This is a genomic window from Brucella anthropi ATCC 49188 (genome assembly GCF_000017405.1).
GTDB classification, from domain to species: Bacteria; Pseudomonadota; Alphaproteobacteria; order Rhizobiales; family Rhizobiaceae; genus Brucella; species Brucella anthropi.
This window is the reverse complement of the sequence record NC_009668.1, coordinates 1,758,556-1,774,852: the sequence shown is the minus strand read 5'-3', so window position 1 is coordinate 1,774,852 and position 16,297 is coordinate 1,758,556. Positions and strand designations below refer to the sequence as shown.

Here is a 16,297-nt window from a genome sequence, read left to right as displayed (position 1 = left end):
TGCCATGAGGTTCCCCCGCCGGTTTCAGTCCTTCAGTGCCGCAATGCTGCTGACCGTCGTTCTTTGCGACGGTTTGCAGGCACGGCAGATCGATGTCGTAGCAGGCGAAGGCGTACAGGCGGCTATCGACAAAGCGGAGCCGGGCGATGTCGTCCGGCTTCTGAAAGGCAAGCACAATGGCGCGGTTACGATCGACCGCGCCATTGAACTGACCGGCGAGCAGGGCGCCATTGTGGACGGACTTGGCTCGGGCAATGCCATAACGGTCAACGCACCGGATGCTATCGTGCGCGGGCTGGAAGTGCGCGGTTCGGGCGATAACATGCCCGACCTCAACTCCGGAATTTTCGTGGCCAAAACCGCCACGGGCGCACGCGTCGAGAACAATCGACTAATCGATAACCTCTACGGGATTTATTTGCATGGCGCCGCAAATTCCATCGCGAGCGGCAATGAGATCATTGGCCGTCGAGGCGTACGCATGGCGCAAACCGGCAGCGGCGTTTCCATCTGGAATGCGCCCGGCGCACAGGTTATTGGCAACGTCATTCGCTACGGGCGCGACGGCATCTATACCAATGCCAGCCGCAAAAATATCTTTCGCGACAATGTGATGGAGGATGTCAGGTTCGCTGTTCATTACATGTACACGGATGACAGCCAGGTCATCGGCAATGTTTCGCGCAACAATTCGGTCGGTTTCGCGATCATGTACACCAACCGTCTCAAGGTGCAGGATAACCTGTCCGACGGCGACCGGGATCATGGCTTGTTGCTCAATTATGCAAATAGCTCGGTCATTTCCGGCAATCGCGTGATCGGGCGTATGCAACCGATAGATCGCTGGCTCGATGCCGGTGTCCAGAAGGCTGAACACGGCCTTCCTGCGGACGACCAGACGGAAACCCAGACGGGCGCAACCTCGCGGCTCGGTCCGGAAAAATGCGTCTTTATTTACAATGCCAACAAGAACAAGTTCACCGAAAACAGTTTCGAGAACTGCAGCATAGGCATTCACTTTACTGCCGGTTCCGAGGGCAATGCCATGAGCGGCAACGCCTTCATAAACAACCGCAATCAGGTGAAATATGTCGGCACGCGCAACCTCGACTGGTCGGTCAATGGGCGCGGCAATTACTGGAGCGACAATCCGGCCTTCGATCTCAATGGTGACGGTATCGCAGATAGTCCTTACCGGCCCAATGATCTGATCGACAAGGTTTTGTGGACTGCGCCACAGGCAAAAATTCTCATCAATAGTCCGGCAATCGAGACAATCCGCTGGGCACAGACCCAGTTCCCGGCGCTTTTGCCGGGCGGTGTTGTCGATAGCTATCCCCTTATGAAGCCGCCGCATCCGGCCGATCCGGCGAAAGGAAAACCAAATGACTGAGACTGTCATTCTTGATCAGGTCACAAAGTCCTATGGCGGGTTCGACGCCATCAGCGATGCAAGTTTCAGCCTCCACGCTGGAGAAAGCATTGCGCTGGTCGGCCATAATGGTGCTGGAAAAACGACGATGATAAAGCTCATGCTCGGGCTGATCCGCCCGACCAAGGGCGCGGTTCGCGTGTTGGGCGAAGATCCGGCGACCGGTGCCTTTGCCGCCAGATTGCGGCTTGGCTATCTGCCTGAGCACGTCTCTTTCAATCTGGCGCTGACAGGAGCCGAAACGCTCGGTTTCTATGCGCGGCTCAAGAGAATGCCGGTTGCCCAAAATGTAGAGCTGCTGGAGCGCGTCGGCCTCGCCCATGCTGCGAACAGGCGGGTTGGCACCTATTCGAAGGGGATGCGCCAGCGACTGGGGCTTGCTCAGGCATTGCTCGGGCAACCGTCCGTTCTGTTGCTTGACGAGCCGACGACCGGTCTCGATCCCGCCTTGCGTCAGAGCTTCTATGAAGTCCTTGAAGAATTGCGGAGCAAAGGCACGACAATCCTCATGTCGTCCCATGCCCTGACCGAACTGGAAACCAAAGTCGGGCGCGTCATCATCGCGAACAAAGGCAAGATTATTGCCGATGGCTCCATCGATGCGTTGCGCCGGATTTCACAATTACCGCTTCGCATACGGGTGCAGACGCCAGACGTTTCCCGGCTGCCTTCGACAACCGCCAATACTGCATTGCGCTGGCATCGTCTCGGCCCGGATATCTTCGAAACGGAAGCTCCGACGGAAGGTAAGATGGCTCTTGTCCGTGAAATCGTGGCCATGAACGACAATCTCACAGAACTTGATCTCGTTCCGCCGACGCTGGACGAACTTTACGCCCACTTCCTCAATGCCGGGGAAGAGGCCCTCGCGGAGGCAGCGGAATGAACAATATTCTCATAATCGCTTCCAAGGAAATTCAGGAAGGCTTGCGCAATCGCTGGGTTCTGGCGACCACGCTATTGCTTGCGGCACTGGCCCTAAGCATGACTTTTCTCGGCAGCGCACCCACCGGCAGTTCGGTTGCCGCGAGCAAGCTGGACGTTGTGATCGTCAGTCTCTCCAGCCTGACAATCTTCCTCATCCCTCTTATTGCCCTTCTCATTTCGCATGATGCAATCGTCGGTGAAATGGAACGCGGCACGATGCTGCTGCTTCTGAGCTATCCGATAAGCCGATTTCAGCTGGTTCTTGGAAAATTCGTTGGTCAGCTTGCTATTCTGTCCTTTGCGACATTGTTCGGGTACGGCGCGGCGGCTGTGGCGCTGATCGTGACCGGGTCCGGCGTGGATGCGGGAAGCTGGCTGTCGCTGTTCAAACTCATTATCTCGTCGGTCCTGCTGGGAGCCGTGTTCATCGCCATCGGCTTTCTCGCAAGTACGCTGGTGCGGGAGCGGAGCACGGCAGCAGGTATCGCCATCGGCGTCTGGCTGTTTTTCGTGCTGATCTATGACGCAGCACTTCTTGCTCTGCTGGTTTTCGATCAAGGCCGTATTGTTGGCGGTGGGGTACTCAACGGTCTGCTTCTTCTCAATCCAGCCGATTCCTACCGGCTTCTCAATTTCGGTCTCGGACAGGCCGGATCTTTAACTGGCATGGGCGGAATAGCCGGTAACGCTACGCTCTCTGCTCCAGCTCTGACGCTAGCGCTCGGCCTTTGGGTCATGCTGCCGCTGTCCCTTTCCATGCTGGTTTTCTCGAGGAAAGAATTATGAAACACGCTCTGTTTCTTGCCCCCCTGTTTCTGGTTCTGCTTGCAGGGTGTTCTCCGGATGAAAAGAATGATGCCGTGATGGCTCCTTTCGCGCTGACGGAAAGCGCAATGGGCCGATATTGCGGAATGAATGTTCTGGAGCACCCCGGCCCCAAGGGGCAAATCATTCTAGAGCCGACAAACGAGGCAGTATGGTTCTCTTCCGCCCGTGATACGCTCGCCTTTACGATGCTGCCTGAGGAGCCAAAAGGGATCGCGGCGATCTACGTTTCAGATATGGCGAAAGCGCCAAGCTGGGAAGAGCCGGGAGCGGAAAACTGGGTCGATGCGCGCAAAGCCTTTTTCGTGATTGAAAGCGCTGCTGTAGGTGGAATGGGGGCACAGGAGGCCGTACCGTTTTCGACACGAGAAGCAGCGGAGAAGTTCGTTGCGGAAAAGGGCGGCCGTATTAGCACTTTTACCGAAATACCGGAGGATTACGTTCTCGGCGGTCAGTCGGTGCGGCCCTCCGATCTTGGAGCCGAAAGCCATGCGCATTGAAGGTGGTCAGCGTATCAGCCGTCGGCTTGTACTTGCGGGTGGTGCGGCTGGAGTAGTGTTCTGGGCCATTCCAAAACACGCAGTTTCACTCGACCTTCCGGAGCCCATCATCTGGCGTAGTCAGGCGATGGGGGCACCTGCCAAGATCATACTCTATCATCCGGATCGTTCGACCGCTGAACGGTTGCTGCGCGAAGCGGCTCAAGAGGCCAAAAGGCTGGAGAACATCTTCAGCCTCTATCGCGAAGATTCAGAACTTGCCCAACTTAATCGCGATGGGGCGCTGGCATCGCCTTCGCCTGATCTGGTTGAGGTTCTGCGTATCTGCCATGAATGCTGGCAGGCCAGTGATGGCCTTTTCGATCCGACCGTACAGCCTCTTTGGAACTGTCTGAAAAAGCATTTCTCGCAAGAACATCCTTCTCCCGACGGACCATCGCGACAGCTTTGGGATGAAGCGCTGGCGAAGGTAGGGTTCGGTTATGTTCTGTTCGATGATAACCGCATTGCATTCTCCAAGCCATCTATGTCTCTGACTTTAAATGGTATTGCGCAGGGCTATGTCACCGACCGCGTGACGGCATTGTTGCAAAGGGCAGGAGTCGAATATGCACTGGTCGATATGGGGGAGTATCGCGCTCTTGGTTCAAGAGCTGACGGCACGGCATGGTGCATTGGCATCGCCGATCTGGAAGCCGGAGCTGCTGCCGAAGAGTATGTTGATATCCGCAATCAGGCGCTCGCGACATCCAGCTTCACGGGCTTTCAGTTCGATGAGTCCGGACGGTTTAACCATTTGCTCAACCCAAAAACTGGCTTTTCAGCGGCACTTTATCGCCGGGTGACTGTCGTGGCCCGCGATGCGGCGCGAGCCGATGCCTGGGCAACTGCGTTCAGCCTCATGGACAAGAATCAGATCGAAGCAGTTATCGGTAGCCAACAGGATATGTCTGTGATTGCACAGACACGCTCTGGCGAACGAATAGGCCTGGGTTCTTAGGTAATGAGCGGCGTTATCGTACTGATCGCAGGCGCATCCCGTCCGAAGCAGATTGATACTCAGAGGGGCGGAAAAACGATGCGGTTTTCTATGAATCGGGGCGTCTTATGCGAACGTGGCGATGAGATTTTTTTGATCTTTAGAATGAATGTCAGGAAACTCTGAGCAATCGGCATTTGCCGATACAAGCACCGTCGCGCAGTCATGCTTTTTTAAGTTGCCAGACTGAAACCTGTTCTGGAACCAGCGCTCTGTCGAGCCAAGTTATCGCAATAATTCCAAGAAGATCGAATGGTGGGCGTGACAGGGATTGAACCTGTGACCCCTACGATGTCAACGGCGGCTTGCTATTTCCCGATACTTCCCGGAATTTCACTAACTTACTGTATTTAATGAATAAAAATTTTATGCGCATCCTTGATCTTCCCGAATATTCTGTTCAAATCATGTGCTGAAAGTTGCTAATCTGTTGCTAGGATTTGATATGCCAATTACGAAAAACGACGTAGACGGCCTGACACCCGACACAATTTTGTGGGATGACGGCAGGGGTAGCGTGGCAGGTTTTGGGGTGAGGCGGCAGCGCGTCGCTCGAGTGTTTATTCTCAAGTATAGCGTTCGAGGGCGTTCGCGATGGATGTCTATTGGAAAGTATGGATCACCATGGACCGTTGAAACAGCTCGTCTCGAGGCAAAACGCCTTCTAGGCTTGGTAGCATCAGGTGGCGACCCGGCGGCCGCGAGAGACGAACAACGATCTGCTGAAGGTCCGTTGACTGTCGCGGAACTCTGCGACGATTATATGAAAGCTGCCCGTGCAGGTGCCATTTTAACTCGCTTTCACCGACCTAAGAAGGAGTCGACGCTTCAGATTGATGTGGGTCGCATTGAGCGACACATTAAGCCACTTATCGGAAAGAAGCATGTGATCGAGGTGGATTCTAAAGTTGTCAAGCGTCTGATCCACGATATCACGGTGGGAAAAACAGCTACGAGTATCAAAACTGGGACCCGCGGCAGAGCAATTGTAACTGGGGGTGCAGGTTCTGCTGCTCGCGTCGCGGATTTGCTGTCAGGGATTATGACATGGGCAGTCGATGAAGGCTTGATCCGCGACAATCCTGTTCACAGAGTTCGCAGATACCGAGGACAGCCACGGCAAAGATTCCTATCAGAAGTAGAACTGAAACAACTGGGAAAGGTGCTATCTGCCGGACGCGATTGTAATGAAAAAGCAATTCATCGTTATGCTCTGACAGTCGTTCATCTACTTGTGTTGACGGGATGCAGACTAAACGAAATTGCTTCTTTGAGATGGTCTGAAGTCGATTTATCTCAGCGATGTTTGCGTCTCGGGGACACGAAGACGGGGCAAAGTCTCAGAGCAATTGGTAGCGCAGCAACGAAAATCTTATCGAACATCGATAAACTGTCTGGTTCAGACTGGGTATTCCCTGGAGCAAGGGGAGACGGCCCGTATCAAGGAACGAAACGTGAGGCTGCCCGAATATTTCAAACAGCGGAATTGGATAATGTCACTTGCCATACTCTCCGGCATACGTATGCGTCTTTTGCTTCGGGGTGTGGGTATTCTGATGGCACAATAGCTGGACTGTTAGGGCACAAGGGAAGAGGCGTTACTTCTCGCTATATACATCGTCCGGACAGCGCGTTGCTTGCGGCTGCGGAGGACGTCAGCGAGCATATCAAAGGGCTGTTGAACGTGACGTCTAACGACGCGAAATAGCCTAATTTATGACAACTGGCCAGCGGGTATACCTGTTCTAGCAGGCATTAGTTCGGCCTTGGGCGCGCTGCTAGACCGGGTTGAAGATGCTGCTCCCTTGGGCAGACGTTAGGTGGAATTGGCGAGCAAGATGGGCATTCTAGCCGGGCCGCCGAGATTTCAGAAAAAGGCCCTTGTTTGTCGTGTCCTGACTGTTCTTGAAGGCTTTATGGGGACATATTTGACAAACAATAAGAAACAGCCTGATTGTCGGTAACGCGCATTCAAGTCACCACCGGGGTGAATAAGGCATATACTAATTGGAACGCCGTGCGCAGGCCTTTTTACTGGGCGTTCTATGCCTCGTTCACGACCGGAGTAACTTCCCTAGCGCGGTTTCTCCTCCGGCTGCTGTTTCGGCGGTTAGGCCTATTGCGGTAGGCTGCCCGCCGATTGTACCGTCAACGGCTGCGTCTGCCCTTCATGAGCATGTAGGCCATTAAGGCCACCAGACCAACAGAAACCCACGCGGAGCGGTGCCTGGGACTTCTCGTGCGTATTGTACGACATGTTGGCCACGTTCACGTGCATCTTCGGCGAGAACATTTACAGCGTCTTTCGTTGATGCGAGCGCGTCATCAGTCGCGCTGGATAAATTGCTGAGATGATCTGACAGGCGGGAAGATAGGCTGCTGACCTCTCTGCGCGTGCGTAGATCTGTTCGGAAAGCATGCTTTCGGGGTGCCATGCCATAAGATTCTCCTTTTAAATTATCGGACCGAAACGGCGAACAGTAAGGAATTGTTCGAGTTTTTGCATATTATGCCTGGCCATTAAGCGGCCATTTCCCGGCAAGTCGCGGCACATAGATCACAAGCGGCGACACATTCGTCCATCCCGTCGAGTGCCTCGCAGCTCTTGGAGCAGGCCTCGCATATTTCAGCACAGGCTCGACATACCGCTTGGTGCAAAGGCGTCCGCAAGAGCATGATATGGGCACAGCTCCTGCATATTTCGGCGCAAGTAAGCATGGTTCGAAAGTGTGTGGGTTCGACATGTTCCCCACCTTCTTCGAGGCAGTGTGTGGACGCCATTCCGATGCATGTCTGATAACAAGCTAAACATGCATCAATGCAGGCTTTCATCTCGTTATTGTTCATCGTTCCTCCTCCCTACTGTTCCTTCCTAAGGAACGCATCGAAACTATAACTGTTCCAAACGAAGATTTCTTGGTGCTGACCGCCCGGTGGCGCACTTGACTGGGGGCCAAGGTTTGATCCCGATACTTGCAACGAATTAAAGAGCAATTGACTCTTGATCAACAGTGCGAAGGCAAGCACGTCCAGACCAAACAGCCGTAGCACGGAAGCCGTAGTCTACCGCAAACTCTACGAGACATCCCGCGGGCAACGCTTACGTGCGCGACAACTGACCGCGGCATCCGTTGTGTGCCTATCGCTTGCAGCAAGAGGACGTCACGTCGTCACGTCAGCTACGGTATGTACCACGTGCGTAGATGGTCGACATGGATAAGACTTACAATAGACAAGAAAGTGTGTTCGAGGCGCTTTTGGAGGCGCTGATCGAAGTAATCGGGTATGTTGATAGGGCTGAACCCTTCAGGATTATTGTACTGGGTTGATGATCCCAGTGGCGCGCGAAAGCGTAGAGCCGCTGGCGGCGGTAACATCGCCGGGGCTGGTTTCTGCCAAGCATCAATCTCTGCTGCATTTCGTAGAGCAAGAGCCCTGGTCTGATGACGCCTTGATGTGGAGGGGCCTGAATTGTCATCGCCGACGCTCAATGAGGTCGGCGTAGCAAATTAATTGTGGTGATTATCAAACGCGCTAGAATGGCTATCTGCCCATTCGCTTCCGCCTGGAATTCCCAGAACTGAATTTGAAGAATGTCTATGGATTGCTTGAGCGCACCTTTCACCGAAAACAAAGGCGCTGCTTGCTGCGCAGTATGACTGAACCGCCTGACTATTCGTCGGCACGCACCTGTGCGTGCGAAATTAATCCGAAGATGAAAGTTCCTCCAACGACGTTCCCGAACAAAGTTGGGAGCCCGAATTTAAAGATGCTATCAAACGGGGTGACTTCTCCAATCATAAGTAAAAATAGCACCTCAATTGAACCCACTACGATGTGTGTTAAATCGCCGATAGCTATGAGGTATGTGATGAGAAAGATTAATGCTAGGTGCCCCTGCTTTGTACTGTGAAGCATCCAGACCAACGTAGCAATAAGCCAGCCTGACATTATTCCCTTACTGAATAGTTCATTGCTGCTGTTGGCTATAAGGTGCTTACCCATGTCAACAAACGTATTGGTCACTTCGTCCGAGAAAATCGGCATACTAACCATAACGAAGGCTGCAATTGCACCGCCAATCAAGTTCCCGAAGAGAACAATGGTCCACAACCTGATCATTTTCACGAAATGAGACAGCGTCGGCTCTGTCATAAAAGGCAAGACAGGAGTGATCGTATTCTCCGTGAATAGCTGCTGATTGGCGATGATGACGATGATGAACCCGACCGTGTATCCTGCGGAGCTCACAAGGAAGAAAAGATCGCTGTCTGGAAGGTAAGTCTCCAAAATTCCCCGAGCGATCATGGATGTGCTCATAGAAATTCCGCCTGCAATGGCTGACCAGAAAAGCGCCATTGCATCTCGGTTGATTTCCTTCTCACCATCACGTCGGATTAGCTCGTGGATGGCGGCTGACTTCGATGGAAGTCTTTCCTTCAGCCCGTCTGCCGTCGGCTCCGTCTCTTCCGAACTGGACATCCTGATCCCCTGACTATTTTCGCTTTCGGCAAATAGTGCGCTTCAGATGTTTGTCGATAGGACGGAACCCGAATGGTGGCGGTTCGTTTAGTCTGTCTTGGACAGGAGAAATGAATGCGTAAGTCGATATTGTTCTTAATTTTAGCCGTTGCTGTAATCTTGGGATTTATCTTCGCAACACCTTATTATTATGGGGTGTCTCCTCAGAACAGCGGCGAACAAGGCTCTTCTGAGGTTCAATAGGCCCTTCTTTCGTAAGATGCGGAGTGAAGATGTAAGGCAGTTCCATGATTTAAACTCGGAGTAGGAAAATGAAAAACTTAGTCATATTTGCGCTACTACTGATCGCCCCGAATATAGCAGTTGCACAGGAATCAGGTATGCCGACACAGTCAGGCACGCAAGAACCGGAGGTGCCAGGCAATCCGCCATCGTCTCCTAATCAGCCGCCGTCTGACCCAGATGCGGTTCACGTTCCGCTAAATTCCGAGCCACAGAAGCAGGACCGCGTGAAAAAAGAGGAAGACGAATGCGCACCGGGAAAGGATGCGAAGACCTGCGTTGAGCGCCAGCGCGGGCGAAAATAGAGCGCTGTTTGGGTGGTCCAGTTAGGCCCAAATATGTTGCACTATTAAGGACTATTTCACCGGATGTGCTTTTATGCGTATCAGAATATTCTCATGGCGAAACACGCTGACGTGAAAAAATTACACCGAGAAGATCCTGACCTTGCCCCCAAGTTTTATCCAGTTTTGAGTTCGCTCCAGCGGTTTTGGGTTGCTGTATTTGGGGCGGTAGCGGCGGGTTGCGGTGCGGAGCCATTTCGGCTGCGCAGCACCGCATCACGTCGCGGGTTGATGGTCTGAGCGAACTCGGCAGGTGTCAGCCAGCCGAGGCCAGAATGTGGACGGTGATCGTTGTAATCGCCGCGCCAGTTTGAAAGCGCTGATCGAGCATGGGTCAGTGACGAGAAGAGGGTTTCATTCAAGAACTCGTCTCGCAGCCGTCCATTGAAGCTTTCGATGAAAGCGTTCTGAATGGGTTTGCCAGGCGCAATGTAGTGCCAATCCACCTTAGTCTTGTCCGTCCATTGCAGGATCGCGTTGCTGGTGAACTCGCTGCCGTTGTCACTGACGATCATTTTCGGTTTGCCGCGCTCCTCGATGATCCGGTCAAGCTCGCGGGCAACGCGCAGACCGGAAAGCGATGTATCGGCGACGAGTGCCAGGCATTCCCTGGTGCAATCGTCGACGACCGTCAGAATCCGGAACCTGCGTCCATCGGTGAGTTGATCCGACACGAAGTCCAGTGACCAACGATCATTGGCTGTCATCGGAACCAGCATCGGTGCTCGTGTGCCGATCGCTCGCTTGCGACCGCCGCGCTTGCGCACCATCAGCTTTTCCTCCCGATAGAGCCGGAAGAGCCTCTTGTGGTTCACAAGGTGCCCCTCGCGTCTGAGTAGGACATGAATGCGTCGGTAGCCAAAGCGGCGGCGTTCATGCGCCAACGCCTTCATTCGCTCGCGAAGGTCATGGTCGTCGATGCGGCTGCTTTCGTAACGAACTGTCATCCGGCAAACACCGATGGCTTTACACGCCCGCCGTTCGCTCATCCGATGTTGGTTCATCAGATGCGCGATAGCGTTCCGCTGGGCTGCGGGCGTCACCACTTCTTTCCCAAAAGGTCTTTCAACGCGGCGTTGTCGAGCATCGCATCCGCCAGAAGCCGCTTCAGTTTCGTGTTCTCGTCCTCCAGCGTCTTCAGCCGCTTGGCCTCAGACACGTCCATCCCGCCGAACTTGGCCTTCCATTTATAGATGCTCGCATCGCTGACACCGTGTTTGCGGCAAAGCTCCGAGACAGGCGTGCCCGCCTCGTGCTCCTTCAGGATGCCAATGATCTGTTCGTCTGTGAAACGGTTGCGCTTCATTCTCTGGTCCTCTCAATGGGCCAGAGCTTACTTCAAAATGGATTATTTCAACGGGGCAAGGTCAAGATCATAGCAGCCTTCGTTCGCCGCAGGGAATGCGTACCGTAGTCCTCCCGACGAAGGCCGATCGCCGTTACCCACTCATCGACTAGCCGGGCGTATTGCCGAGTGCTGAGATGATCAGCGTGGTCGACGCGACTGGGGAAGGCATAGTCATCGACTGTTCCTCCCCTTCGTTGAAGCCAGGCAAGCAGACTAGCTCTGACCTCGGTCGTAATTTCGAACTGCACGGGTCGTCCAGTCTTCTGTTGGACGACCATCGCCCGAGTTCGAATATCCTGGCCGGTGACGAGTGTCCCGATTTTCAACTTTACCAGATCGCAGCCGCGGAGCTTGCTGTCGATGGCAAGATCGAAAAGCGCCCGATCTCGCATCCTTCCTTCACGGTCGAGGAAAAAGCGGACTGCCCATATCTGGCACTGCTTCAGGGGCTTCTTGACGCCAACTTGCTTGCCCGCATTCCAAGCCGGTCGACCCAGTGCGCCAGGATCGTATTGTGACATACCCATTTCAGTTCTCCTATGGCCACCATTGGCTACAAGGAAAACGCACACCTTCAAGTTAGATGACGGGGCCGTGAGCGGATTCACAGCTTTCTTGTTCGGAACACGCAAATAGGACATTCCGAGCGTAAACATGAAATTTCGACGTCTCTTCTAGGGTGAGAGCTGTTGGCCCTGCGGCATAATCGTTCTTCTCTTGTTCTCCTTTGCGTGATAGTAGGATGTCACTCCGCACCCTAAATGGAATAAGATGATCGAAAGCGACTCCGAGTATAAATTTATAGAACTGAACCGCACTTTTCACGAACTATCCAAGTACGCCAACGAGGACGATGATCTCGAACTGAGTCGGGCGTTTCGTGTCGGTGATCGGCTCTCTTGGTCAAACCTGATTGAGCGGTACCGTGTCATTATCCTATCGGAAGCCGGCTCGGGTAAAACTGCTGAAATTCGCAATATCGCTCTCGATCTACGTGCCCAAGGCAAGTCAGCGTTTTTCATCCGCCTCGAATATATACCCAACGATTTCGAAGACGGATTCGAGGTCGGGACATTTGAAGAGTTTCAGTCGTGGCTCGCATCGAATGACGAAGGATGGCTCCTGCTGGACTCCGTTGATGAGGCACGCCTGCGCAATCCCGGAGACTTCGCGCTCGCAATCAAGAAACTAGGAAGGCGGATCGCGACGGCGAAGGATCGCTCGCACATCGTTGTCACCGGGCGCACCAATGCGTGGCGCCCCAAAACCGATCTTGCGCTTTGCGTCACTCATTTGCCTTTCACGCCTGCCACGAAGACGGCGAAGGAAGACGAGGCTTCCGGCATCGACGACACGATCGAGGACGCTGTTGAGACTTCGGATAGACCGGCAGAAAAGTCCCAGCCCGTCTTCAAGATCGTCACGTTGGACGACCTGTCTCGTGTTCAAATCGAGGCATTTGCTAATGCCCGTGGCATCAATGACACTAAAGCCTTCATTGAGGCCATCGAGCGCGCCGATGCATGGTCCTTCACGTCAAGACCACAGGATTTGATGGAGCTGACGGAATTCTGGGTTGATCAGGGCCGCATCGGAAGCCGCCTGGAAATCATGCGCAACAGCATATCGCGGCGTCTCCAGGAGAGAGATCAAGAGCGCATCGATGTATACCCGCTGGCTCCCCAAAAGGCTCTGCAAGGAGCAAAGTTGATAGCCGCAGCGACCACCTTGGCGCAAGACTCGACTATTCGAGTTCCGGATGGGGCCGAAAATTCGAAAGGTATCGCTCTCCACGACGTGCTTCCTGATTGGGACGACAGAGAACGCTCAACGCTGCTGTCCCGCCCGATATTCGACGAAGCAATCTATGGAACTGTGCGCTTCCATCATCGCTCCGTCCGCGAGTATCTCGCGGCGGAATGGTTCGCTGAGCTGTTGGGCCGAGAGACCTCAAGACGAAAGATCGAAGCCCTCTTCTTCACCAACCAGTATGGGCTGGACATCATCGTTCCCACGCTCCGTCCGATCTTACCCTGGCTGGCTATCCTCGATCCCAAGATCCGAGAGAGGTTGCGAAAAGTTGCCCCTGAGGTGGTTTTTGAAGGGGGCGATCCGAGCCAACTACCGTTGGAGACGCGCAGGCTCATTCTCCATGAAGTCTGCGAGCAACTGGCAAGCGGAACATCCGGCCGCTCGATGACCGACTATGCGGCGGTACAACGCTTCTCCAATCCCGATCTGACCGACGATGTGCGCAGCCTTCTGGCCAAGTATGCGACCGATGAAAAACTAAAGGCTTTTCTGCTCCGAATGGTCTGGCTGGGTCAGCTCTCCGGCGCATTGCCCGAGGCAAAGCATATCGCGCTTTCACCTTCCGCTTCACAGTACACCCGCATTGCCGCGTTTAGAGCAGTTCGGGCAGTTGGGTCCGAGCAGGATCAAGAAGAAATCCGCAACAGTTTTCTCGTAGAAGCGGCAGAACTGGATCGCGACTGGCTTGCCGAATTGACGAAAGAAACTGCTCCAACACAGGACACGATCAAGTGGCTGCTTGAGTGTTTGGGCAAAACGCAAGAGAATGAGCGGTACAGCGTTGATCGCCTTTCTGACGCTGTGAGCACCTTCGTTCAGGCCGCCGGCCTCGATCAGCTGCCCGAGTTGCTTATCGGCTTTAATCAATTGCTCAACACACCTCCAGTGATTGAGAGACGTTTTTGCGAGATATCGCAGAAATTTACTTGGTTGATGACGCCCGCATCCCAGGCGGTCGAGCGTCTCATCGAAGCCCGTCATACAGCGTCTCTGCAACCCGCCGTGCTGGCCATTCTCGATAAGTTCGGAATGGGACGTCACTATCTCGACAGCGAACTCAACGATGCGAGAACGAAGTTCTCAACTCTTGTGCCAGAGTGGCCGGAACTGAAAAGAGCCCTGTTTTGGTATGAAATTAACCTCGCGAGAGAACGGCGAGACGAAAAACGTAACGAACGGCTTACCGATTTCTGGTCAGTTTTTGTCATGGAGCCATTCTGGCGCTTTGGCGCGGAGGATTTCGACTATGTCTCCGAGCAAATTGCAACTCAGCCCTTCCAAGACGACAAGCTTGTCGCGCTATCGTTGGCTTTTAGACTCTACATCACAAACGACCGGCCGCGTTTGTGGCGTGAAAAGCTCAAGCGACTCGTCTCCGGCAACACCGAATTGTCGGATGAGTTGGACAAGTTCCTCAATCCGCCAGCACAAGGGAAGGACGCCCGCGCCTGGAAACGTCAGGAAGCGCAGTGGAAAAGACGCTCCGAAGAAAGAAAACGAAAAGAGGAAAAGGATCTGGCAGACTCAAAAAAGTACTTGGGCGAAAATCTCGATAAATTGCGCGACCCGAGTCTGACCAAACCCGGGTATGTCTTCAACGGCCTAACCTACCTTCACGAGCGGATGCGCCGCGATAGCGATCGCTCCGGTAGGTGGACTCATGGAAACTGGAGAAACTTGGAAGCCGAGTTCGGCAAGGATATCGCGCAGGCGTTCCGTGACGGAATTGTGGCTTATTGGCGGCGTGAGAGACCGACTATTCGTTCGGAAGGGGCACCAGAAAACTCGACACCAATGTCGGCAATTCTTGGCTTGGCCGGACTCGAAATCGAAGCGCAGGAGACACCAAATTGGGTGCAAAGTCTCAGCGAAGCAGACATCGAACTCGCCTGCCGATATGCCTCGTTCGAATTGAACGGTTTCCCAACCTGGTTTCCCAAGCTCTTCGAGGCACATACGAGCACCGTCACAGATTTCCTTCTTCAGGAGATTCGCTTCGAGCTTTCGAAAGTAACACCTGAAAAGGAGGATCATTACGTCCTCAGTGACGTTAGCTGGTCAGGTGAATGGAGCTGGGCCACCCTCGGCCCGCATATCGCAAATCTGCTGAAGGAATCCGAGCCTGCGAACGCAGCCACGTTGGACAAGCTCCTCAAGATTTTGCAGGGCTCGGCACTGTCCGACGAGGAAATAGCCGCGCTTGCATCGCAAAAAGTCCAGTCAGTATACACCCCGCAGCATGTGGCTCACTGGTACGCCGTATGGGTAGGCGTCGATCCTGAAGCCGCAATTCCCGACCTTGCAGCTTATTTTGAAGAGTTGCCGCAGGGCGAGGCGCGAACGGAATTCGCGATGAACTTTGTAACAAGCCTATGGGGCGGTCGCAGAAGCGCAGCCAGCACCAGGACCAGATATCAAACACCCCGGCATTTGAAGACTCTCTACCTGCTGATGCATGGTCATATCCGGCAAAGCGAGGACATCGATCGCGCCGGCAAAGGGGTCTATTCGCCAGGTTTGCGCGACAAGGCGCAAGACTCAAGGAACGGGCTATTTGATCTGCTGAACAAGATCCCCGGCAAGGAAGCCTTCCTGGCCCTGCAAGAAATATCGCAATCTCACCCGGAGGTGGAATCCCGTCCATGGTTCACCCACTTGGCAAAGGTGAAGGCCGAGCAGGACTCGGATATCGCGCCGTGGATGCCTGCACAGGTCCGCGATTTCCATGACAAGCTGGAACGAACGCCGGCCAATCATCGAGAGTTGGCAGAGCTTGCGGTGATGCGGCTCCTTGATTTGAAAGATGATCTTGAGAACGGGGACAGTAGCATCGCGACAATACTCAAAGCAGGTGCGACGCTTGAAACCGATATGCGGAAGTATATCGGGCGTGAGCTTCGTGAGAAGGCGTCCGCTCGCTATTCCGTCCCGCAAGAGGAGGAGTTTGCAGATGCCAAGAAGCCTGACATCAGGTTCCACGGGATGGGATTTGATGCACCCGTGCCGACCGAGTTGAAGCTGGCCGACAAGTGGACTGGCCCCGAGCTTTTCGAGCGGTTGGAGAACCAGCTCTGTGGCGACTATTTGCGCGACAACAGGTCAGCACGCGGCGTTTTCGTTCTGGTGCGCACGGGCGAAAAGGCTGGCTGGGATGTTCCGGGTGGAGCTAACCGGGTTGATTTTGAAGGTCTGATCGCAGCGCTTCAGAACCGTTGGGAAGAGGTTGCGCAGGAATTTCCAGGAATTGACGAAGTAACGGTTATCGGTATCGACCTCGCGAAAAGAGCAGCGTAGATATACTTTTTG

At 54.0% G+C, this 16,297-nt stretch carries 12 protein-coding genes and 1 pseudogene; 9 read left to right on the top strand and 4 right to left on the bottom strand.

What is annotated here, in order from left to right:
- The first annotated feature begins 4 nt into the window (after positions 1 to 4).
- The 6 genes from OANT_RS22415 to OANT_RS22390 all read left to right on the top strand — a co-directional run bounded on the left by OANT_RS22415 (position 5) and on the right by OANT_RS22390 (position 6,431).
- Complete coding sequence (locus OANT_RS22415) at positions 5 to 1,393, top strand: nitrous oxide reductase family maturation protein NosD (RefSeq protein WP_012093629.1); 1,389 nt, start codon at positions 5 to 7, stop codon at positions 1,391 to 1,393.
- Positions 1,386 to 2,318, top strand: coding sequence for an ABC transporter ATP-binding protein (locus tag OANT_RS22410; protein WP_012093628.1), 933 nt, complete (start codon positions 1,386 to 1,388; stop codon positions 2,316 to 2,318). Before OANT_RS22415 ends, OANT_RS22410 begins: the two co-directional genes overlap by 8 nt.
- Positions 2,315 to 3,145, top strand: a complete 831-nt coding sequence (locus OANT_RS22405) for a DUF2705 family protein (protein ID WP_012093627.1) — start codon at positions 2,315 to 2,317, stop codon at positions 3,143 to 3,145. The genes OANT_RS22410 and OANT_RS22405 overlap by 4 nt, the downstream gene beginning before the upstream one ends.
- A complete protein-coding gene (locus OANT_RS22400) occupies positions 3,142 to 3,684 on the top strand; it encodes a nitrous oxide reductase accessory protein NosL (RefSeq protein WP_012093626.1) in 543 nt (180 codons plus the stop codon). Before OANT_RS22405 ends, OANT_RS22400 begins: the two co-directional genes overlap by 4 nt.
- Positions 3,674 to 4,684, top strand: a complete 1,011-nt coding sequence (locus OANT_RS22395; RefSeq protein ID WP_012093625.1) for an FAD:protein FMN transferase — start codon at positions 3,674 to 3,676, stop codon at positions 4,682 to 4,684. The genes OANT_RS22400 and OANT_RS22395 overlap by 11 nt, the downstream gene beginning before the upstream one ends.
- A gap of 484 nt (positions 4,685 to 5,168) precedes the next feature.
- Positions 5,169 to 6,431: a tyrosine-type recombinase/integrase gene (locus OANT_RS22390; RefSeq protein ID WP_012093624.1), complete on the top strand. Its 1,263-nt coding sequence runs from the start codon at positions 5,169 to 5,171 to the stop codon at positions 6,429 to 6,431.
- Between the two features lie 812 nt (positions 6,432 to 7,243).
- Here the strand turns inward: OANT_RS22390 and OANT_RS27225 are convergent.
- On the bottom strand, positions 7,244 to 7,570 hold the full coding sequence (locus OANT_RS27225; RefSeq protein ID WP_012093623.1) for a four-helix bundle copper-binding protein: 327 nt from the start codon (positions 7,568 to 7,570) through the stop codon (positions 7,244 to 7,246).
- 481 nt (positions 7,571 to 8,051) lie between these two features.
- Between OANT_RS27225 and OANT_RS27450 the strand changes: the two genes are divergently transcribed.
- A complete protein-coding gene (locus tag OANT_RS27450) occupies positions 8,052 to 8,228 on the top strand; it encodes a hypothetical protein (RefSeq protein ID WP_080514363.1) in 177 nt (58 codons plus the stop codon).
- A 167-nt stretch (positions 8,229 to 8,395) separates the two neighbouring features.
- On the opposite strand, the gene OANT_RS22385 is transcribed toward OANT_RS27450, so the two are convergent.
- A complete protein-coding gene (locus OANT_RS22385) occupies positions 8,396 to 9,205 on the bottom strand; it encodes a formate/nitrite transporter family protein (RefSeq protein ID WP_012093622.1) in 810 nt (269 codons plus the stop codon).
- 114 nt (positions 9,206 to 9,319) lie between these two features.
- On the opposite strand from OANT_RS22385, the gene OANT_RS27220 reads away from it, so the two are divergent.
- Complete coding sequence (locus OANT_RS27220) at positions 9,320 to 9,448, top strand: hypothetical protein (protein ID WP_255412161.1); 129 nt, start codon at positions 9,320 to 9,322, stop codon at positions 9,446 to 9,448.
- A 499-nt stretch (positions 9,449 to 9,947) separates the two neighbouring features.
- On the opposite strand, the gene OANT_RS22375 is transcribed toward OANT_RS27220, so the two are convergent.
- Positions 9,948 to 11,137, bottom strand: a protein-coding gene (locus tag OANT_RS22375; RefSeq protein ID WP_086000502.1) for an IS3 family transposase whose coding sequence is annotated in 2 segments (ribosomal slippage) — positions 9,948 to 10,888 and positions 10,888 to 11,137 — 1,191 coding nt in all. Because the reading frame shifts where the segments join, the coding sequence is not laid out codon by codon here.
- A gap of 65 nt (positions 11,138 to 11,202) precedes the next feature.
- A pseudogene (locus OANT_RS22365) lies at positions 11,203 to 11,706 on the bottom strand (tyrosine-type recombinase/integrase); the annotation flags it as partial.
- A gap of 244 nt (positions 11,707 to 11,950) precedes the next feature.
- Here OANT_RS22365 and hyoA point away from each other — a divergent pair.
- Positions 11,951 to 16,285 carry an NACHT domain-containing antiphage protein HyoA gene (gene hyoA, locus OANT_RS22360; RefSeq protein WP_012093618.1) on the top strand — a complete coding sequence of 1,445 codons (4,335 nt, stop codon included), beginning with the start codon at positions 11,951 to 11,953 and terminating at the stop codon, positions 16,283 to 16,285.
- Positions 16,286 to 16,297: the final 12 nt, after the last annotated feature.

What these genes read in the sequence shown, in the direction of transcription:
- OANT_RS22415 (WP_012093629.1), top strand. Translation starts at nt 5, where the DNA reads ATGAGGTTCCCCCGCCGGTTTCAGTCCTTCAGTGCCGCAATGCTGCTG.
- OANT_RS22410 (WP_012093628.1), top strand. Translation starts at nt 1,386, where the DNA reads ATGACTGAGACTGTCATTCTTGATCAGGTCACAAAGTCCTATGGCGGG.
- OANT_RS22405 (WP_012093627.1), top strand. Translation starts at nt 2,315, where the DNA reads ATGAACAATATTCTCATAATCGCTTCCAAGGAAATTCAGGAAGGCTTG.
- OANT_RS22400 (WP_012093626.1), top strand. Translation starts at nt 3,142, where the DNA reads ATGAAACACGCTCTGTTTCTTGCCCCCCTGTTTCTGGTTCTGCTTGCA.
- OANT_RS22395 (WP_012093625.1), top strand. Translation starts at nt 3,674, where the DNA reads ATGCGCATTGAAGGTGGTCAGCGTATCAGCCGTCGGCTTGTACTTGCG.
- OANT_RS22390 (WP_012093624.1), top strand. Translation starts at nt 5,169, where the DNA reads ATGCCAATTACGAAAAACGACGTAGACGGCCTGACACCCGACACAATT.
- OANT_RS27225 (WP_012093623.1), bottom strand. Translation starts at nt 7,570, where the DNA reads ATGAACAATAACGAGATGAAAGCCTGCATTGATGCATGTTTAGCTTGT.
- OANT_RS27450 (WP_080514363.1), top strand. Translation starts at nt 8,052, where the DNA reads ATGATCCCAGTGGCGCGCGAAAGCGTAGAGCCGCTGGCGGCGGTAACA.
- OANT_RS22385 (WP_012093622.1), bottom strand. Translation starts at nt 9,205, where the DNA reads ATGTCCAGTTCGGAAGAGACGGAGCCGACGGCAGACGGGCTGAAGGAA.
- OANT_RS27220 (WP_255412161.1), top strand. Translation starts at nt 9,320, where the DNA reads ATGCGTAAGTCGATATTGTTCTTAATTTTAGCCGTTGCTGTAATCTTG.
- hyoA (WP_012093618.1), top strand. Translation starts at nt 11,951, where the DNA reads ATGATCGAAAGCGACTCCGAGTATAAATTTATAGAACTGAACCGCACT.